Source organism: Faecalibacterium sp. Marseille-Q3530 (assembly GCF_017377625.1).
Taxonomy (GTDB): domain Bacteria; phylum Bacillota; class Clostridia; order Oscillospirales; family Ruminococcaceae; genus Faecalibacterium; species Faecalibacterium prausnitzii_E.
Map to the genome: position 1 here is coordinate 1 of NZ_JAFREH010000024.1, position 18,958 is coordinate 18,958.

15 protein-coding genes, 2 tRNA genes and 1 rRNA gene are annotated in these 18,958 nt (G+C 51.5%); 8 read left to right on the top strand and 10 right to left on the bottom strand.

Annotated elements, in window-relative coordinates; translation table 11 throughout:
* Nucleotides 1-45 precede the first annotated feature (45 nt).
* The 3 genes from rrf to J3350_RS13300 all read left to right on the top strand — a co-directional run bounded on the left by rrf (nt 46) and on the right by J3350_RS13300 (nt 323).
* Nucleotides 46-162, top strand: a 5S ribosomal RNA gene (gene rrf, locus J3350_RS13290).
* A 7-nt stretch (nt 163-169) separates the two neighbouring features.
* Nucleotides 170-244, top strand: a tRNA-Glu gene (locus tag J3350_RS13295).
* Between the two features lie 3 nt (nt 245-247).
* Nucleotides 248-323: transfer RNA gene (locus J3350_RS13300), tRNA-Lys, on the top strand.
* A 162-nt stretch (nt 324-485) separates the two neighbouring features.
* On the opposite strand, the gene xerC is transcribed toward J3350_RS13300, so the two are convergent.
* The 5 genes from xerC to J3350_RS13325 all read right to left on the bottom strand — a co-directional run bounded on the left by xerC (nt 486) and on the right by J3350_RS13325 (nt 5,961).
* Nucleotides 486-1,874, bottom strand: a complete 1,389-nt coding sequence (gene xerC / locus J3350_RS13305; RefSeq protein ID WP_207686960.1) for a tyrosine recombinase XerC — start codon at nt 1,872-1,874, stop codon at nt 486-488.
* A 15-nt stretch (nt 1,875-1,889) separates the two neighbouring features.
* Nucleotides 1,890-2,204, bottom strand: coding sequence for a helix-turn-helix domain-containing protein (locus J3350_RS13310; RefSeq protein WP_370569330.1), 315 nt, complete (start codon nt 2,202-2,204; stop codon nt 1,890-1,892).
* 42 nt (nt 2,205-2,246) lie between these two features.
* On the bottom strand, nt 2,247-3,512 hold the full coding sequence (locus tag J3350_RS13315; protein ID WP_207686961.1) for a plasmid recombination protein: 1,266 nt from the start codon (nt 3,510-3,512) through the stop codon (nt 2,247-2,249).
* A 456-nt stretch (nt 3,513-3,968) separates the two neighbouring features.
* A complete protein-coding gene (locus J3350_RS13320; protein WP_207686962.1) occupies nt 3,969-5,285 on the bottom strand; it encodes a phage/plasmid primase, P4 family in 1,317 nt (438 codons plus the stop codon).
* A 73-nt stretch (nt 5,286-5,358) separates the two neighbouring features.
* Entirely contained in the window at nt 5,359-5,961 is a 603-nt protein-coding gene (locus J3350_RS13325) for a CHC2 zinc finger domain-containing protein (RefSeq protein ID WP_223382355.1), read from the bottom strand.
* Between the two features lie 446 nt (nt 5,962-6,407).
* Here J3350_RS13325 and J3350_RS13330 point away from each other — a divergent pair, with 446 nt between their 5' ends.
* On the top strand, nt 6,408-7,223 hold the full coding sequence (locus J3350_RS13330; RefSeq protein WP_207686963.1) for a helix-turn-helix domain-containing protein: 816 nt from the start codon (nt 6,408-6,410) through the stop codon (nt 7,221-7,223).
* Between the two features lie 453 nt (nt 7,224-7,676).
* On the opposite strand, the gene J3350_RS13335 is transcribed toward J3350_RS13330, so the two are convergent.
* From J3350_RS13335 to J3350_RS13345, 3 genes are read right to left on the bottom strand one after another with little or no spacing between them, the layout of a single operon-like run.
* Nucleotides 7,677-8,561, bottom strand: coding sequence for a radical SAM protein (locus J3350_RS13335; protein WP_207686964.1), 885 nt, complete (start codon nt 8,559-8,561; stop codon nt 7,677-7,679).
* 31 nt (nt 8,562-8,592) lie between these two features.
* Nucleotides 8,593-9,789, bottom strand: a complete 1,197-nt coding sequence (locus J3350_RS13340) for an MFS transporter (protein WP_097778984.1) — start codon at nt 9,787-9,789, stop codon at nt 8,593-8,595.
* Nucleotides 9,758-11,173, bottom strand: coding sequence for a radical SAM protein (locus J3350_RS13345; protein WP_097793640.1), 1,416 nt, complete (start codon nt 11,171-11,173; stop codon nt 9,758-9,760). The genes J3350_RS13340 and J3350_RS13345 overlap by 32 nt, the downstream gene beginning before the upstream one ends.
* A gap of 349 nt (nt 11,174-11,522) precedes the next feature.
* On the opposite strand from J3350_RS13345, the gene J3350_RS13350 reads away from it, so the two are divergent.
* Complete coding sequence (locus J3350_RS13350; protein WP_156071739.1) at nt 11,523-12,440, top strand: helix-turn-helix domain-containing protein; 918 nt, start codon at nt 11,523-11,525, stop codon at nt 12,438-12,440.
* Here the strand turns inward: J3350_RS13350 and J3350_RS13355 are convergent.
* The gene (locus J3350_RS13355) at nt 12,437-13,003 is read right to left on the bottom strand and encodes a hypothetical protein (RefSeq protein WP_207686965.1); all 567 of its coding nucleotides are present in this window, start codon (nt 13,001-13,003) and stop codon (nt 12,437-12,439) included. The two genes, J3350_RS13350 and J3350_RS13355, sit on opposite strands and share 4 nt — an antisense overlap.
* Nucleotides 13,004-13,283: 280 nt before the next feature.
* On the opposite strand from J3350_RS13355, the gene J3350_RS13360 reads away from it, so the two are divergent.
* Complete coding sequence (locus tag J3350_RS13360) at nt 13,284-13,535, top strand: DUF6061 family protein (protein ID WP_207686966.1); 252 nt, start codon at nt 13,284-13,286, stop codon at nt 13,533-13,535.
* 19 nt (nt 13,536-13,554) lie between these two features.
* Here the strand turns inward: J3350_RS13360 and J3350_RS13365 are convergent, their stop codons facing one another.
* Nucleotides 13,555-14,610 (bottom strand): AraC family transcriptional regulator, encoded by a 1,056-nt coding sequence (locus J3350_RS13365; protein ID WP_242700297.1) that lies wholly within the window; start codon nt 14,608-14,610, stop codon nt 13,555-13,557.
* 235 nt (nt 14,611-14,845) lie between these two features.
* Between J3350_RS13365 and J3350_RS13370 the strand changes: the two genes are divergently transcribed.
* The gene (locus tag J3350_RS13370; RefSeq protein WP_117527279.1) at nt 14,846-16,258 is read left to right on the top strand and encodes an MFS transporter; all 1,413 of its coding nucleotides are present in this window, start codon (nt 14,846-14,848) and stop codon (nt 16,256-16,258) included.
* The gene (locus tag J3350_RS13375; RefSeq protein WP_207686967.1) at nt 16,255-18,726 is read left to right on the top strand and encodes a glycoside hydrolase family 2 TIM barrel-domain containing protein; all 2,472 of its coding nucleotides are present in this window, start codon (nt 16,255-16,257) and stop codon (nt 18,724-18,726) included. Before J3350_RS13370 ends, J3350_RS13375 begins: the two co-directional genes overlap by 4 nt.
* Nucleotides 18,727-18,958: the final 232 nt, after the last annotated feature.

Consider the following 18,958-nt stretch of genomic DNA (forward strand, 5'->3'; position numbering starts at 1 on the left):
ACTGGACAAACAGTAGACCGTATGGTATACTGAACCAGTCATATGGTCGGTGACGATGACGGTGAGGTCCCACCTGTTCCCATTCCGAACACAGTAGTTAAGCTCACTCGTGCCCAAGATAGTTAGCCGGAAACGGCTTGTGAAAATAGGTAGTCGCCGACTTTTATATGGCCCGTTGGTCAAGCGGTTAAGACAGAGGCCTCTCACGCCTTTAACATCGGTTCGATTCCGGTACGGGTCACCATATGCACCTCTAGCTCAGTTGGTAGAGCAACTGACTCTTAATCAGTGGGCCCAGGGTTCGAGTCCCTGGAGGTGCACCAGATATTGAACGTCAAATCGTAAGATTTGGCGTTCTTTTTTGTTATGTAACCCCGAAAAATCGGGGCTTGCACGGTCAATGCACGGTTTTTGCACGGTTGGCGTTTTCATAGGAATCCTCTGCATGGGCTGGAATTGCTTTGAAATGCGTAGTAAATTTTGCATCAGGTCAGCAGAGCCAGACGGAGCTGGGCCTTTACTTCGGGGTCTGCATTCTTCAGAAGCTCCAGTAGAGCGGTCATAGAGATGGTCGGTTCGTCTGCAGCGGGTACAGCCTGCGGGCTGGGGCTTTCGGACTTAGCATAGAAGCCTTCCTCAAACTTCTTGCCTAGTTCCACGCGGGAGGACTGCTGGATATGGGCGTAGGTGTTCACCAGCATATCTGCCGTGGCGTGTCCTGTGGTGCCTTGAACGGCCTTCACATCGCCGCCGGAGATCATCAGCTGATAGGTTGCACTGGAATGCCGCAGACCGTGGAACACAATACGAGGGAACTCCGGGTGTGCATCCTGCCATTTGAGGAACTTCTTGCGGATCAGCACAGGCTCCACAGTCAGACCGTTGGGCAGACGGAACAGCATTCCGCTGTCATGGTAACGTGCCGGGTCTTTTCTCTCGTCTGCCGCTAACTGATTCAGCCACTTCTTCAATTCCTCTTTCAGTGCGGAGGTCATGAAGATGGTGCGGCAGGAGGATGCGGTTTTGGTACTTTTCAGGATGAGGGAAGTGGTGCTGCGTTCCAACTTATCCGGGAATACCTTGATGATGCAGCCATCGTCTACCTGATTCAGGGCTTCTTTTCGCACCCGCTGCATGGACTTGTTGATACGGAATGTTCCGATGCCATCCGCAGCGTCAAAATCGAGGTCTTCCGGGGTCAGACCTACGATCTCGCCCTCTCGCAGTGCGCCCACCAGTGTGAGGTGGACTGCCAGATGCAGGATGGGGTCCTCCATGCTGTCCAGAGCCGCCCTCATTTCCTCTACCGTCCAGATGGTGCGCTCCTGCGTAGACTTCTTGGGGCTGTCCACGGGAACAGGGCTTTTGACAAGGATGCCCCACTCTACGGCATACTGGAAGGCAGTGCCCAGCAGCCGGTGCACCTCATGGATCGTTGTGCCGGAAAGGAAACGCTGCTTCTGCTTTTCGGTCAGTTCCTGCTTCTTGCCCTCGATATACGAACTACAGGGCGTTTTGCTCAGGGTCGTGTAGAGGTTCTCCATGTGGTAGGGCTTGAGCTTCTGCATCTCCATGCTGCCGATATAGGGGATAATGAGATTCTGAATGGTGGAAAGATTGGATTCGTAGGTCTTAGGTGCCCACTTGTGCTTGCTGCACTGCTTGGGCAGCCAATCCATGAGGAACTCTGCTACCGTCACCGAGGACGGGATCAGAAAAGTGCCAGCCGCCAGTTCGTGCTCAATTTGCTTCTTTCGGTTCGTTGCCTCCTCTTTTGTAGGAAAACTCTCCCATTTGTCGCAGCTCTTGCCGTGTTCATCTTCGTAGGTGTAGCGGACGCTATAAGAGTTGCCGCGTTTTGTAATATATGCCATACTGTTGCCTCCTTATCAAGCTGCCCGGTTGAGCCACGCATCGAAGCTGTCCTTCGGGACACGGATGCTTCCGCCTACCCGCAGGACACGGAATTCGGTGGTGCTGTTGCACAGGTTGTAAGCAGAGCGCAGGCTGATGGCCAGCATTCGTGCAATCTCTTCCACCGTGTACACCAGCTTCGTGGTTGCCGGGCTGTCAGTCGGAGACTTGACGGCATTGGTTTGAGTGACCACTTCCATTGTAGTGGGATTCGAGTCTTTTTGCAAGAAGCTTTTCGTATAATCGGAAGATTGCACAGGGACGTTCATAAAATTACGGTCAAAATCCATAAGCATTTCTCCTTATATTGTCATATCATCTAAAAATTCAGCTTAAAGTTCTACATCTTGCCCACGCTTACGGTTTTGCTGCGGCACATTCATGGTGCGCTCCTGCTTGGGGGCAAGAATCTTTTCCAGAAAGCCGCGCACCAGTTCGGGCGCACGGTGGAGAGCATCCAGATAGGGTTTCACGTCGTACCACAGGTCGTGGTACTTGTTGCTCCAACGAACGGCCTCCTTCTTGGCGGTGGAAAGTTCTTCTTTCAAGCGGCGGTTCTCCACGTCCATCATATAGCCGTGGTCGGCTTGCTTTTTCAGTTTGGAGAATTCTTCTTCGGTCAGTGAGTAGTTACCGAGAAAGGTGCGCTTGCCGATATAATCCAGATCGCGCGCATGAATGAGGGCTTCTTTCGTGAGCGTGGTCTTTTTCTGTACAGCGGCAAGCTCCTTCTCTTTTTTGGAGAGAGTCTGACAGGTTTTGGCAAGCGCCTGTGCTTGTTCATCGGCTTGTGCGGTCAGGCTGTCCAGACGCTCCTGCTCCCGCTGGACTTTGAACTGAGTGACAGTCAGGTGCTCTTCGGTGCTGCCGCGTTCACCGCGCTCTACATCCGTGTACCCGGCGTTGCGCATATAGTTGAAGAAATCGTCTTGCAGGACACTGTACGACTTCTTCAGGACTGGCTTGCCGTTCTTTTGCAGCGCAGGCTTTCCGGCATCGTCCAGCAGGGGCTTGGATGCCCACTTCTTGCTCCGGCTGACCTGCATGACGGTCTCCTTGACGGTGCCGACCAGTGCCTTGTCCTTGCAGCGTTTCGACCAGAGGATCTGCTTTTCCACCACGGGCACATAGAGCACATGGAGATGATAGTGGTAAACTTCGCGGCCTAATGCTTCGGTCATGGCACGGTTGATCTCATCGGCGTGCATGACTGCCGAGAGGATATACTGCTCACCACCCACAATCTGCACAGCAGCTTTGTAGGCATCCGCATAGAACTGCTTGGCGAACTCGTAGCCGCCGTGGTTGTCGAAGTAGGCTGAGTTGACATCAAAGACAAGTTCGCAGTAATGGGTGGCATCCGGCTTCAGGCCGCGCGTGGAGATGGTTCCATCGGCTTCCAGTTGGGCGAACAGGTCAGTATAGCTGGCGGTTGGCTTCTTGAAGTGGACGTTCCATGCAGCGCGCTGGGGGATAATGTCGGGGTTCCGATAGCTGTCCTTTTCACGCTCGTTGTGCTGCTGGGTGTTGCCAACAGCCTTATCCGAAACGGCGAGATTTCGGACACTGGTGCGGTCAATACCATCATTTCTTGCCAAAAGGCATCCCTCCTTTCAAGGTTCATCGGGAGGTGACGGGGAACGAAGATGCACTTCTTCGGAAGTGTAATAACCCACTATGACACTTTCATCCCTGAGGTCTGCAAAGTGTAGTGGGCTCTCCGAGGGGGAACGTCTCCTGCGGGAGAGCTAATCGAGTTCACGTTTGCGAAGCAATGAAAGCCCCAATGGGGCTTTTAAGTGACCGAACGGTCTTGCGCCAGCAAGACGGAGGGGCCTCGCCCCGACAAGTTCGCACAATGCGAACTTGATTGCTCCGTACGCATCTGAAAAAATTGCGTACGGACTTCAAATAACCTGTACGGTTCGTACGGTGTACAGAAATCCGAAATATAAACGACACCACGTTTTAATTCGCTTCAATTCGCCGTACAGGTGCGTACAAGTACAGACCGTACAGGTTGTACGAACTTCTTCCGTGAAAAAATGCACTTTTTACGGGCAGGGGTGGACAAGCGGCTCGATGCCTACAAAACCCCGCACCCTGCGGCCACCGGGCAGGTAGATGTTGTTGGTGGCTTCAAGGTTGTAGCGGCGGTCATTCTGGCGCAGTTCTGCGCTGAAACGGATGGCCGATACGCTGTGGCAGGCGTTGTCCTCGCACCACTGTTTATAAATGTCGTAGAACTCCTTGGAACTGATGGAGTAGTCCGCCTTGAAACGGAAGTAGCCCTCGGACTCCATGAAGTCGATGACATTGTTGCTGCTGCGCTTGATGGTGTCCACATTGGCAGCGGCACGTTCGCTGACGGTAAAGCGGAAGTTGTTCTGCACCAGCCGGTGTAGCCCTTCCAGACACCACAGCAGAATGCCCTCCAACTCGGCGCACATCTTCTCGACCAGAAATGGGTCGTCCGTGCGGTCGGCGGGCTTGTCCTTGGTGGTCAGGATGAGCTGGCGACGGAAGAAGCCGTCCGAATGGTCATACAGCGAGGTCAGCGCACCGTTGCCGAAGCAGAGAAACCGGGCGTAAATGTCCCGCTGGTAGCTCTGGACGCCCTTGCGCTCCAAGTCCAGCTTGGCTTCGGCAGTGACAATCGTTTTGATATAGTTGGTCTTGGGCAGGGCGTTCATGTCCATGTCGTCATCGATCATCAGCAAGCGGCGCTCCAGATCGGCACGGGCAAAGCGGTTGTTCTCCACCTTCTGGACGCTGCCATTGCTGGCGGCATCTCCCATGAGCCGCTTCAGCACCAGCCCAATGCGAGACTTGCCCTCGCCGCCCTTGCCAACAATGAGCATCATCTTCTGACCTTTGGTGCTGGGGATCAGGCAGTAGCCCAGATATTCCTGCAAGGTAGGAATGTCGGCATCGTCCAGCAGTTCGTGCAGGAAGGTCAGCCAGCGGTCAGGGGTGGGGGCTTTTGGGGCATACTTCACAGGCAGGCGGTTCTGGCAGAACAGGCGGCTCTCCTGAAAGGTGCCGTCCGGCAGATGGTACACGCCGTTCTGGAGGTGGATGCAGTCCTGTTCGATGGGGAACGGGTCGGAAAAGGCCAGCAGTTTGATGGTCTCCAGAATGTTGGTGACCTTTTTGGACAGGCCGGAGGTGACATATTCCTCGATGTTCTCCAAGATGCGCTGCTTGATCTCGCTCTCGTCCTCCACCGGGCCGTCCAGCGTGTACAGCGTTCCGTTGACGCATTTCAGCGGCCACTGTTCCAGAAAGGCACGGCCAAACTGGACTTCATCGATCTTCTTGCCGTTGTACCAGTCCGGCCATAAGGGGTTGCGGGAAATGTTTTTCTTCATAGGGTGGTTCTCCTTTAGAAAAGTGAAGTGGTGGGTCTCACCGTGAGACCCACCACTTCAGGTGAATAAATTATCAGGCGCACTTTGCCAGAGAAAGGCGGTCGGTGCGCTCCTCCAGCATCAGCAGGAATGACCCGGACAGCAGCCGTGCAGCGGCATCGGCCTTCTGCTGGGGCGTTCCGAATGCAACGCAGTCCGTCAAGTGCTCGATGGTCTCGGTCGCGTGGAGGGCTTCTTCAAACCGTGGGTCATGCGGCTCCTCCGGGGTGGCAGGCTTATAACGCTCTCGCCAGTCATGCAGCAGGTCAAGATAATCGGTCAGTACCCGCAGGCAGTAGGCGATGTCTGCCCACTGCTCATCTGTCAGGCCACGCTTGGGCGGCAGCAGGGCGATGGCATTGGCGGGCGGCTTGTCCGGGTCAAGCCCGAAGTCGTGTATCAGCTTCTCGGCGGCTTGCCGGGGGTTCAGGTCGAACAGTTTGGCGGTGAGGTCGATGGCATCTCCGTTGGCCCCACAGCCAAAACAGTAATAATAGGTGTCGTTCAGCTTCATGCTGGGGTCGCTGTCAGAATGGAACGGACAGCACACCATGCCATGGCGGTCGGGCTCCATGCCGTACATCTCTCCCACCTGCCGAACGGTGATGGCGGACTTGATCTTTTGATATAAACTCAAAATTTCTCCTTTGGTCAAAGGTTTTGGCACGGATCGTTTTGATCCCTGCCACGTTCAAAGTCACCGGGGTCCCCCAAATGGGAACTTCGGTGAAGCCGGTCTCCCTTGCTGCCTCCCGACAGGAAATCTTTTTGGACTCTGTGTCGGCCCTATGCAGGGCGCTCGCTCCCCCGATGGGAGGTCTTGGCGGTCTGGGCAGTTCGGACGGTCATTCTGTTGTCAAGGTTCGGTTATATGATTCGGGAGGGCTTTTACGGGAAGCCCTTAATATGTTCGCTGCTGGGGAGTGATATGTTTTCCTTCTGTCTATAGGATAGCACCTCCATGGCTGCTGTGCCGTATATCCATAATGTCGGAAAACAGGTGCAGAAACTGCAAAATTCCACGCTTATGGACAGGAACCGCCGGAAGTGGTATACTGTGCAAAAAACATCGGAGGTGCGACCATGAACATCAAGCTGACACTGGGAGAACGGCTCAAAGACCTGCGTGTGGAGCGGAGTCTGAAGCTGGAAACGCTGGCAGAGCAGACGGGTCTGTCCAAATCGGCATTGTTGAAATACGAGAGTGACGATGTGACCGACCTCAGCATTTATGCGGTGACAACGCTGGCTGAGTTCTATGGCGTGACCACGGACTACCTGTTGGGTGTGACGGAAAACAAAAAACGCCCAGATGCAGTCCTTTCGGACTTGCATCTGAGCGATGGCGCAGTGGACGTATTAAGGAATGGGAATTTCAATCATCGGCTGCTGTGTGAACTTTTGGAACATCCCGATTTTTCCCGGTGGATGACCGACCTTGAGATCTGTGTGGACGGTCTGGTCAGTGACCGCATCCGGGATATGAATGCCATGGTGGAAGCCACCCGGCAGGAACTGGAAAAGCGATACCATGCCGATGCAGAGGACCTGACCATGCGGACGCTGAAGGCGGCGCAGATCAACGAGGACGAATATTTCGGGCAGATCCTCTATGATGAGCTGGCGGCGATCCTGAAGCAGATCAAAGCGGCACATGGGACCGATAAGACCACATCGGACGGCGCAGCGATCGAGCAAGCAAAAAAGCAGCTTGAAAATGCACAGAAGTTTGAAGGTTCTCCGTTGGAAAAGAAGATGAATGTCCTGATGGGACAGATCGGCATCGACTATTCCAAGCTGACGAAAGAAGAACAGATGACCCTGCTGCGGGTATTCAACAAATCCTCTATGTTGAAGCACCGCACAAAGGCAGGGATGCGGGGCAAGCACAGACGTTGATCATTTGTCTTGCGCCTTATAGGAGAAACGCTGCTGCGGCAGGACGGGAGAACGTACACCATTGGTTCCTCTGCAAGCCTGCGCTGGGTGGGCAGAAACCATTAGCTGCCATGCCTATCCGCGCATCCTTCTGCCGCAGAACAGGTGCTTGCCGGAGCCTCTCGCAGCCCCTTTTCCGCATCAGTCGGAACCAAGGTGTAACACACTAGACTTTGTAACCAAAGTCGTGTGCCACGAAACCCCGGCGCGGTTTCTTTGGATTCTTCCGGCTATCGCGTTGCCTCCCGGCTTCAGGCAATAGCAGATGCGGGCGTCAACTCGTACACATGATCGAACTGAGCTTTGCGCTTATCACCAAAACATTCTGGTTGCCACAGCAATCAGGTTTCAGGGCAGAAGACATCTAAAGATGCTGAACTTCTGGATCGATCATACCGTCTTTTTTGAACGGCTTCATTCTAACTGGGGTTGAGGACGGTTAAGAGCCGCAGTACATTTTCCAATTTTCCCGTCGGGCCAGAATACAAGACGATTTGGACGGGAGACACAGTACATTTGATTATAACGCAGCATCCCGATTTTATCCAGATATGCAATATGCTTCGCAACCAACACCTCTTGAGTATCCTGGTGAAGGGGTGACAGATCGTGGGAGCCTTTGCCGCCCCAGTCACCAACTGCACAAACAAGTACATCGAAGCGTTTATCCTGTCCAAACAAACGGTAAAGGTAATCGTACCAACTGTAGTCCTCATCGCCGGCCAGAAGATTACGGCGTAGCGTGATATGGAAGGAGTACTCTTCCGGGGGCAACTTGGAAAGAGCGACCAGATTGTTAATGATGGTCTGCAGGGTTCCCTTGCCGGATACATGGGGCCGAGTCTTGTCGTGATTCCAACCATCAATTGTAATTTGATAGCTGGTGATCCCTGCCTGATAGAACTGCCGAAATAGCTTGTCATTCAGCAGATAACCATTGGTGGTCATATTGGCAGCATAGTGAAAGCCATACTGTTTCTGCAGATTTTGCACAATGTTGGACACTTCCAGCACAGTGTCTTTGCAAAGAGTAGGTTCACCTCCAAACCATGCAAGTATGACCTGTTTATAGCGCGGCGCTTGTGCAGTTATATACTCCTCAATTCGGTCCAGTGTGTCACGAGTCATACTGGCTGCCGGGTGGTTTTTGTGGCAGTATGAACACTGAAAATTACACCCTTCAGTAGGAATCAGTGTGGCCATGAAGACATCCCAATTGAATTTTTGAGGTAATATTGGCTTGGGTTGAATACAACTGAAATTTTCTCCTAGGCAATCGGAGATGTATCCAGACATCATATATAAGCCCTCTTGATATTGTAGACTAAAATTAGTTGCCGTTCTTTTTTTCTTGAAGTGAAAGCAACCATGCGCTCTTCACAGAAAGACAGATGCCAATTCCAACTACGGTCATAAAAGCACCGAGGATGACAAAACAAGCCGTTGACCCGGCGCTCACCAGTAGTGATGAGCCAAACAGATAAAAAATTTCAGTAACATTGACGCCCATGTTGAAGACGGAAAGCAGCTCGGCGCGATTGTCTTCCCTGCCGGCAGCATCTACAATGCTGTTTTGGACTTCTCCCAGCAGATAGGATGGAATATCCAAAAAAAGCGGAAGGATCAGCATAAATAGGATAGTCCAAACCGGCACATTGACCAAGCCCAACACACCAAGGGCTATTCCACTCAGAATGAAAAACAGTGCCATCATTTGATTATAGTGTTCAGGCTTGGTACGGGCGAGAATCCGTTCGGACAGCAACTGAATTGCAGAATAACCCATAATAATTGCGGCGAGCCAGGTTTCATTGATCCCGCACAACTGCAGCTTCTCCGCATAGAAGAAATTGATCAGAATGCGGCCAATGTTCAAAGCTGCCAAAATCATTAGAAGCATCCATATCTTTTTCTGCTGAAACAACTGCGGATAGGGAATGTTTTTCTTTTGGCGCGTTTCACTTCTGGGCTGCACTGTTTCCTTGGGGATTTTTAAAGAGGTAAAGACAGCAACAAGGTTTGCGGCAATCGTTGCCAGAAGCAGACCCTTGATGCCAATCAGCGTGTACAGGACCGCATAAGCTAGGGTACTGGCAAAAAATCCGACAGTTCCATAATTGGCGACATGTGCAGATTTTTCAGCGTAATGTTCCTTTGAAAACATAATATAAATATAGCCGCTCTGCGTCCCAGAAGAAAAGGAAGCCGCTGTGCCTTCGAGGATAGCCTGTAAAATAAACAGACTATAATTGCAGCTTACATGAGCCAGCAAGAGGCAGGTTCTCGAAATGAGCAGCGCGATCTGGTATAGTACCAACGTGGATTTATAGCCAATGCGATCGGTCAGCTTTCCGAGAGGAATCTCTGTGAGGAGGACCATAGTAGCCATAATTGCTTGCAAAATGAAGAATTGGCTGAGAGAGATTCCTGCAGTGGTTCGTACCAGTAGAGAGACTGGGGAGAAAAACACCAGCCCATTGAGCAGAGAGGTAAGGTCAAGTGCATCTGTTTTCAGCTTTGCGTTCATTTTGATTCACCTCGTTATATTTGGATTTAATATAAGGAATAAACAGTGTTTTCATGAAGTGAGAAAAAACTTCTTCTTCATATGTACAGCACTTTTTGAAATCGATTTGGTGGGACAGCTGACATCCGCCACCGCAGAAGCCACCGATTTTACAATCCTTACACTCCGCATAAGAATTGCAGGTTACAGCGACGGGCCGATAATTTGTTAAATTTTCATAGGAAAAATCAAAAAGGCTGTACCTAGATCTACCAACTGTGCAAGTACAACGATATGTTTTCAGATTCATATCAACATAAAAAACATTACTGGATGACGAAGTGCTCCAACAATAACTATGTGTTTGTTTATGCTCCCGCAAATTCAACTTTAGGCCCATTTTGTCGGCAAAGTTATAGCAGGTCTTTAAAAATGCCGCGTGAACATTGTCCGGGAGAGGCTTGCTTTGAAGCTCAGCGAGAATCTCACTTTCCATCATGATGTCAGGGAAATTTGTTTCATACAAACGATCATCTACTCGACCAATAGTCCACGCAAAGTTTTTATCCTGCAAAAGCTGTAACTTCTTCAAGTCATCCAGTGTATTCCAGATTTCTTTATGATTGTGCCTATCGATATTGGTTCCTAAGTCCACATGGATGCCGTAATGCAGAAGTGTCTTAATACAGCACAGGAGTTTGAAAGTTTCATTTGTATTGTTCCGGCTCGGATCAAGATCGTATCGCGTCATATAATTTAACGCCATACTGTCGATTGTGGGATAAATACCGCTGATGAAGCGACGATTGATGATAAATTTCTTCAAATAATACGAAAGGAAACTTCCGTTTGTGGTGATATGAACAGTGGTTTTGTGCTCTTTGCAAAATTGGAGAATTTTATCAATTACTTTCTCATTCTCGATCAGCAAGGGTTCGCCACCAAATAAACCCAGTCGAACGGTCTTGTTCGGATTTGCTTCCATATACTGTGCAATGATACTTAAAATTTTATCCAGAGTTTCATCACTGATAAGTTTCTTTTCCAAGGTTTTATCGTTTTGCTGATAGCAGTAAGTACAGTGCATGTTGCATTTATACGTAATTGTTAAGATGAAAGTGACTTCTTCGCTTGACTTGTTTGAGTCGGTTTCATCGCTATCCAGCATTTTGTGGTATACTTCTTCGCTCACACCATGGTGGAGGAGATCTTTTGAGATGAGGAAACATCTATTGCTGTACGTATCAACAATAACACATTTTTCGGAATCAACATCTTCTAAATATTTATTTCCAAGGACCTGTGTCAGATCAAAATTCCCCTGTGCGTCTTTGGTTTCCACAAGCGTTCCGTTTTTCAATTCATAAAACATGGTTCCATTATACAGAAAAATCCCAAGAAGCAAACATTTGCTCCTTGGGAAACCGTCACTGATCAGTAGAGGCGGTGCCCGTTGTCATCATCGCAGCTAACGATAACAACCGCGTCGTTTGCCTTCATCTCTTCCAGCTCTTCATTGGAAAAAGTTACGGTATACATTTTCTGTTTCTCTTTTCTTTTTTCAGCTCTGGATGTTTGGTTCATCGCTGTGACTATATTGTAGCAGCACGACGCACTTCTGAACATATCGTGCCGAGTTACTTGAAAATAACACAAAACGATAAGTTTTCAGTAAAAGTTGAACCGTTCACTGGAAATCCGCTGTGCCATCCTTTATAATAATAGAGATATTACTTCTATAGGAGGGTTTAGGGATGAAGAATGTCTTTCTTGGCGAGTACGTCAAGCAGCGGCGGCTGGATCTGGGTTTGACCCAGGAGCAGCTCTGCTATGGAATCTGTGAGCCTATGACTCTTTCCCGGCTGGAAAATGGGAAACAGACCCCCAGCCGCAACCGGATCAATGCCCTTTTGCAGCGTCTGGGCCTGCCGGATGACCGCTATTTTGCTCTGCTGAGTAAAAATGAACTGGAGATGGAAGCTCTTCAGAAAGAAATTGTTGCCTGCAATGTGACCGAAAAGGTGCCGGAGGGCTTTGAGAAGCTTGCACAATTTGAAAAGCTGGCAGATCCGGATGATCAAATTGCGCAGCAATTTGCCCTGCGTTCAAGGGTACTTCTGGGACGCTTAGATGGACGCTACACGCCGCTGGAACAAATCGATCTGCTAATGCAGGCAATTCAGCTGACTGTGCCCCGCTTTGACCTAGAGAGTATAGAAAGTTTCCTTTATACAAGAGATGAAATCACAATTATCAATCAGATTGGGCTTGCTTACTCTGATGCTGGCCAAAATAAAAAAGCAGCTGAAATCTACTATCAGCTGCTTAAGTATGTGCGTAAGCATTTTAAGGAAACCATAACATCTATTGGGGTGTTGCCTTTGGTCCTTTATAATTATGCTCGGGTACTGGATTTGTGCGGTCGCTATGAGGAAGGAGCTGCACTCGCTAAAGAAGGACGAGAAGCCTGTATTCAATATGGACATTACCAAGTATTGCCCCGATGTCTGGAAATTGAAGCGGAATGCCGACATTTTATGGGCGATGACGAAATCAGCAAAGAATTGTACTACCAATCGTATTATCTCTGCAAAGTCATTGGATATCAAATCGGGTTAGAGGTTGTCAAAAAAGAAGCGAAAGAATACTTGAACATCGATTTTATGAGTTAACCCATGTCTCCAACGCCCGGCATAGCATCACATGGCTGGATAGAAGGTCTGTCCGGATTCTCAGGCTGATCAGAACCGTCAGGCTGTTCCGTTTCGGTCACACCAGGCTGCGGCGTGGGCAAGTCTTCAGGCTCAGCGGCAAAGCAGGGGACAGCCAGTAGACTGGTGGCTAGAACAATAGAGGTAATCAGGGTAAAGATACGTTTCATCATTTGTTTTTCCTTTCGTTTTATGTTGTTTTCTTGTTGGCAAAAGGATACCACTACAAGGCCATACAGACCATATCGTGCTGTGTTGCTTTTTTCTAACACAAAACGACGGGTTATACTGAGAATGAGGTCAGATGCTTTCCAATCGGCTTGTGATGCAGCAAGTACTAAAAATAAGAGAATGGCCACCCAAACCAATGCCGTCAAGTCGTTGTCGGATGAAGTGGATTTTAGTTTGTCTGGGAGTAAGTGCACGGTTTCTGCACGGTTTTTGCACGGTTTCAAAACGTGCAGAGGGTGCTTTTCGTTGCAAAATTCGACAAAGGGTGCAGAAATTACCGGGTGAAAAATCACGTTGCTTTGTATGAAAATGACGATGACTCGAAACTTCCATAAATTGAGACGAACCGGCGGCTTGCTCTCTTAATCAGTGGGCCCAGGGTTCGAGTCCCTGGAGGTGCACCACAACAACAAAATCCGAACTTTTTTCCAATAGGAGAAGGGTTCGGATTTTTTGTGTTCTTCGGAAAACAAAATGAATCTCTTGCTTCCATCGAAAAACGTCCCAGACCTTATCATAAGAAAGCACGACAGACCACTGTGAGAGTGCCGTAAGGCAGAAAGGACAACGAACATGAAGTACGATGAAAGAGCCTGCAAATTCAACATGGACACCGGCTGCGTGGAACTGCTGCTTCGAGGTGGGAGAAAAATCTCCATCGACTGCACTGGGGTCGAGGATGCGTTGGATGTGACTATGGCACAGAGGTCGGAATTGGATTACCTCATCTACAATGATCCGCTGGGCTATGCGGATTTGATTCTGAACGGTGACCCGGAGGGATACTTGAAAAACGTAACCGGGAGCCATGGGCTAGAAGATTAAGAGAAAAGCGCAGAGCACCTTATTCAGAGTGCTCTGCGCTTTTCTGCATCTTGCGCCATTGTTGCGGGGTCATGCCGTACTTTTGTCGGAACAGTTCGTAGAAGTGGGTGCGGTTGGTAAATTTGAGTTGTAGGGCGATCTCACTGACAGAAAGTGTTGTTTCCCGCAGCAGCCGTTCAGCCTTCTGGAAACAGAAGGTCATGCCGTAATCGAAAAGACACAGACCGGTGCGGCGCTGGACGATGGAATTGAGGTAGCTGCCATTGTAATTCAAAAGCCGTGCCAGTTCACTGCGAGGCAGCCGGCCATCTGTATCCTCCAGCAAACGGCTGATACGCAGAAAGAGCAGGCTTTCAGGGCTGCTGCTCAGGTGCACCGGGGTGACGTAGAACCCGGACGACAGAAAATCGAACAGTTCGCAAAGTGCGCCCTTCAAATAATAGGTGGCGGCGGCACTGGGTTCGTGCAGGATGTGGGTCATGCGGGCGATGAGCGTTGCCAGGGTTTGAACACTATCGGTGTTTTCCGGTGTGGGGAAAAGGTCCTGATATTCCTTTCGGAGGTCTTGTCCCAGATTTGCCAGCATGAACTGCAAAACGGGATTTTCCGGCAGATGGCGCTCGGCTTCAAATAATTGCAGGGATGCAGATTCCGTCAGGCTGCGGACAAAATCCACAGACAGACCAATAAAACAGAGCTTGGCGGGGCCAATGAAGCGTTCGTTATGGAGGATGCTGCGGTTTACCAGACAACAGGTTCCGGCACGGTAGGGGTATTCTTTTTCCTCGATCTGTTGGATGACCTCCCCTTCCAACACCAGCATCAGTTCAAAATAATCGTGGCGGTGCAGCGGACGGGAGCTGAGGGCACGGAATAAAGCATCCATAGAGTTTTCATGCAGCCAGCAGCCATTCGGTGAGAACATCTGAATGCTGTATTGGTCGGTTTCTCCCAGACCGGTACAGGACTCCAGCGTGATCTGCACCGGGGACATGATCTTGTAGAAGGTAGAGAGCTGACTGCCCCAGTTTTCAACCTCCAAAATATTCTCATAGCTGGTGGAATCCGGTTTCATGAAAGAGTCTCCTTTTCTGCAATGTGCGAATATGATACAATCTGATGGATGCGGCACACGATGCTGTCATTGTGGAATGTGAACGGAATTGCTAAAATATAGGCACAATACAAAAACATTCTGTAAAAGCTGTGCGGCCGATGGCTTTATTATAGAGTGCTTTTGAAAAAATGTAAAGCGACAGACGCATTCTGTCGCCGTGAATGATACAGCACATCTTGAAAGGAGAATCCCCATGTCTGCTACTGCAACGACAGAGAAAAAATATCTGAAATGGTATCAGAAGCTGGCCTACGGTTCCGGCGATCTGGCCTCTAACTGCTCCTATGGTCTGGTTTCCAGCTTTGTACTGCTTTATCTGACCGGAACACTGGGTCTGGACAGCGCCATCATTGGCTCTTTGATGCTTGCTTCCAAGGTTCTGGACGGCATCAGCGATGTGATCTTTGGCACCCTGATCGACCGCACCCACTCCAAGCTGGGCAAGGCACGTCCGTGGATGCTGTTTGGTCAGGTAGGTGTTTCCCTCTGCCTGTTTTTGCTGTTTGCCATCCCGGCTGGCAGCACCACCATGCAGTATATCTACTTCTTCATCGTGTACACGGCACTGAACGCAGTGTTCTATACTGCCAACGGCATTGCATATTCCTCTCTGGTAGCACTGATCACCAAGAACAACAATGAGCGTGTGCAGCTGGGCTCCTTCCGTTTTATGTTTGCGGTCGTCACCAACATCTTTATGGGCTTTGCCGTTACCGGCATGGTGGAGAAGTTCGGCAGCGGTGCCGCAGGCTGGCGTACCACGGCTCTGATCTTCGCGATCGTTGGTCTGGTGGTCAACACCATCAGCTGCCTTGCAGTTAAAGAGCTGCCGGAGGAAGAACTGAGCGGTAACACCAGCGAAGCCGCAGAGGAAGGCAAAGCAGTTGCCGAGGAGAAAAAGCATGGCTTTGCCGAGACCGCTAAGATCCTCGTCCACAACAAGTATTACCTGATGATCCTTGCCATCTACATCGTGTACTATATCATGAGCAACCTGACCACCGGTGCCGGTGTGTTCTGCGCCACCTATTACTGGGGCGATGGCAGCCTGCTGGGTCAGTTCTCCATGATGAAGATGTTCCCTGTTATCATCGCACTGGCCTTTGCGCCTGTCCTCATCAAAAAGACCGGCAGTATGCAGAAGGTCAACTTCTGGGGCTACGCCATCAGCAGCGTGCTGGGCATTCCCATGATCTACTTTGCCATGCAGAAGAATCTCTCCATGTTCCTGCTGTTCATGTTCATCAAGGGCGTCTTTGCAGGTACCCTCAGCGGCTCTTTGAACGCTCTTATTGCTGAGGCCAGCGGCTACACCACACGCACCACCGGCGTCCACATGGACGGTATGATGTACAGCTGCTCCTCTCTGGGCGTGAAGGTCGGCGGCGGCATCGGTACTGCGGCTGTGGGTTGGCTGTTGAAGCTGGGCGGCTTTGTGGGCACCGCAACGGTCCAGAGCGAAAGCGCCATTCGGATGATCTTCAACCTGTACATCACTTTCCCCTTTGTGATCGGCATCATTATTACAGTGCTGCTGGCTTTCCTGGATGTGGAAAAGGCCAATAAGAAGTGGGATGCTGAACACCAGAAAGAGGCACAGGCATGATTCGACAGAATTTCAACGCAGATTGGACGGTAGAAAAGGGAGATGGCAATTCCCGGATGAATTCCTTTCTGGGAAATACCCAGACCAAAACCGTGCATCTGCCCTACGATGCCATGATCCATGAAGCCCGCACCCCGGACACGAAAAACGGTGCACAGACCGGCTTCTACCCCGGCGGCGAGTACATTTTTCAGAAGCATTTCACCGCACCGCAAGCGTGGCAAGGCAAGCCGGTGTCCCTCGTATTTGAGGGCGTGTACCAGACGGCGCTGGTCTACCTGAACGGCTGGCTGCTGACCCGGAACGTGAACGGCTATGCGGAGTTTACCGTGGAGGCTGGTCCCTACCTGAAATATGGTGCCGACAACCTGCTGAAGGTCATTGCAGATAACAGTCTGGAACCCAACAGCCGCTGGTATACCGGCAGCGGCATCTACCGCCCGGTGCGGCTGCTGGTGGGCAACAAGGTCTATCTGCCGCAGGATACCGTGCGTATCACCACCCGGGAGGCGGACGAGGGCTTTGCCCTGCTGGATGTGACGGCACAGGTGCAGTCTGCCAGCACTGTTACAGAACGGGTGACCCTGCAGCAGACCATCTGCCGGGAGGGCACGGCAGTGCTCACCGACCGGCAAAACCTCCTGCTCCAACCCGGCGAAAGCAGAACTGTCTCCTTCCGGTACTGCGTGGACAGCCCGGCTCTGTGGAGCCCGGAGAACCCCAACCTCTACACCAGCACCATGCAGGTGCTGGAGGGCGAGGAAGAACTGGACCGGGAAGAGACCGGCTTCGGCATCCGTACCCTGAGCATCGATGCAGCGCATGGGGTACGCATCAACGGGCAGACCGTCAAGCTACGGGGTGCCTGCATCCACCACGACAACGGCATTCTTGGTGCAGCTACCCTGCCTGATGCCGAGGAGCGCCGCATTCGTCAATTAAAGGAAGCGGGCTTCAACGCCATCCGCTCCTCCCATCACCCGGCAGGGCGGGCGCTGCTGGATGCCTGCGACCGGTACGGTGTGCTGGTAATGGACGAACTGAGCGACGTATGGAACGTGCGGAAAAACCCCTACGACTATGCTCTGTACTTTGAGCAGGACTGGAAGCCCACCATTCAAAAGATGGTGGCCAAGGATTACAACCATCCCAGTGTTATTTTGTACTGTGTGGGCAACGAGATCTCCGAGGCGGGTTCGGAAAGCGGAGCAGAGACCAACCGGCGGCTCTGCAACACCTTCCGGGAGCTGGACCCCACCCGCTACACCACCAACGCCCTCAACGGCCTTATGGCAGCCGGTTACCGCCTGCGGGAGATCATGGGGGATGTGATGCGAAAATTCCCGGCGCAGCCCGGTCCCTCCGGCGGCGATGGCGGCGGCAGCAATGCCCTGAACAGCTTTATGAGCCTGATGTCCGGGGAAAAGGGCGACTACTTTGCCACCCATCCGCTGCTGACCGAGGCGCTGTCCGGTTGCGAGGATTCCTGCGATGTCATTGGTCTGAACTACCTTACCGGACGCCATGTGCTGGAGCATGAACTGCACCCCCACAAGGCAGTGCTGGGCACCGAGACTTACCCGGCAGATATCGTGCGGCTGTGGCGCATCGTGGAGGAGAATCCTCACATGATCGGCGACTTCACATGGGCTGGCTACGATTATCTGGGGGAGGCAGGCTGCGGCATCTTCCATTACGATGGTGGTGCCAACTTCAGCAGCATTTACCCGGAACGCACCGCCTACATTGGAGATCTGGATCTGCTGGGCAACCGCCGCCCCATCAGCTATCTGCGGGAGATCGTTTACGGTCTGCGGAAGGCACCCTATCTGGCAGTGCTGCGGATGGAACACAACGGTCAGACCTCCAGCAAAACGCCTTGGATGTTCAAGGATAACCTTTCCAGTTGGACATGGCCCGGTTTTGAGGGACAGATGGCTTCGGTGGATGTGTACTCCGCCTCGGAGGAGGTGGAGCTGTTCCTGAACGGAGCTTCTTTGGGCCGCCGTGCCATGGTGGATTTTACCGCCACCTACAGTGTGCCCTACACTCCCGGCGAGCTAAAGGCTGTGGGCTATACCGGCGGTGTGTGTGACGGCGAGTTCACGCTGCGCACCGCACAGGATGCACAGATGACCCTTACAGCAGATCGTAAGACCCTGCAAGCCAACGGCGAGGATGCCGCCTTTGTGATAATCCAATTCGTGGATGCAAATGGCACCGCAGATCTGCACACCAAGCACACCCTGAAGGTGGAGTTGGAGGGTGCAGGCATTCTGGAAGCCGTAGGCAGCGCAAACCCCTGCTCCGAGGAGCGTTACGACACCCCGGAAAGCGAGACCTTTGACGGCTGCTGTATGGCGGTGATCCGCGCAGGAGAAGCTGCGGGCGAAATTCATCTGACCGTCACAGCAGATGACAGCGTTCAGAAGCAGTTGACGATCCTGATTCAGGAAGCAGAGGGCTGAAGCTCAAAAAGCCGGTAAAGGCTCAAAACAAAAACAGGGTGCGCCCCCGAATAGGACGCACCCTGCCAAAGACCACAGACGACAACGATATGTACAACAGGGCGTTCCCCGTAGCAGAGTTCCCATAAAACAGTATTTGCAAAAGCTCCCGAAATGGGGAAGATTTGGCGTGACTTCGGTCACGCCTTTTCTTTTGCTTCCAGTTCATCCAGAGGGATGTACCCCAGCCCAT

What these genes read in the sequence shown, in the direction of transcription:
- J3350_RS13335 (WP_207686964.1), bottom strand. Translation starts at nt 8,561, where the DNA reads ATGATGTCTGGATACATCTCCGATTGCCTAGGAGAAAATTTCAGTTGT.
- xerC (WP_207686960.1), bottom strand. Translation starts at nt 1,874, where the DNA reads ATGGCATATATTACAAAACGCGGCAACTCTTATAGCGTCCGCTACACC.
- J3350_RS13375 (WP_207686967.1), top strand. Translation starts at nt 16,255, where the DNA reads ATGATTCGACAGAATTTCAACGCAGATTGGACGGTAGAAAAGGGAGAT.
- J3350_RS13310 (WP_370569330.1), bottom strand. Translation starts at nt 2,204, where the DNA reads ATGGATTTTGACCGTAATTTTATGAACGTCCCTGTGCAATCTTCCGAT.
- J3350_RS13360 (WP_207686966.1), top strand. Translation starts at nt 13,284, where the DNA reads ATGAAGTACGATGAAAGAGCCTGCAAATTCAACATGGACACCGGCTGC.
- J3350_RS13320 (WP_207686962.1), bottom strand. Translation starts at nt 5,285, where the DNA reads ATGAAGAAAAACATTTCCCGCAACCCCTTATGGCCGGACTGGTACAAC.
- J3350_RS13370 (WP_117527279.1), top strand. Translation starts at nt 14,846, where the DNA reads ATGTCTGCTACTGCAACGACAGAGAAAAAATATCTGAAATGGTATCAG.
- J3350_RS13365 (WP_242700297.1), bottom strand. Translation starts at nt 14,610, where the DNA reads ATGAAACCGGATTCCACCAGCTATGAGAATATTTTGGAGGTTGAAAAC.
- J3350_RS13350 (WP_156071739.1), top strand. Translation starts at nt 11,523, where the DNA reads ATGAAGAATGTCTTTCTTGGCGAGTACGTCAAGCAGCGGCGGCTGGAT.
- J3350_RS13330 (WP_207686963.1), top strand. Translation starts at nt 6,408, where the DNA reads ATGAACATCAAGCTGACACTGGGAGAACGGCTCAAAGACCTGCGTGTG.
- J3350_RS13340 (WP_097778984.1), bottom strand. Translation starts at nt 9,789, where the DNA reads ATGAACGCAAAGCTGAAAACAGATGCACTTGACCTTACCTCTCTGCTC.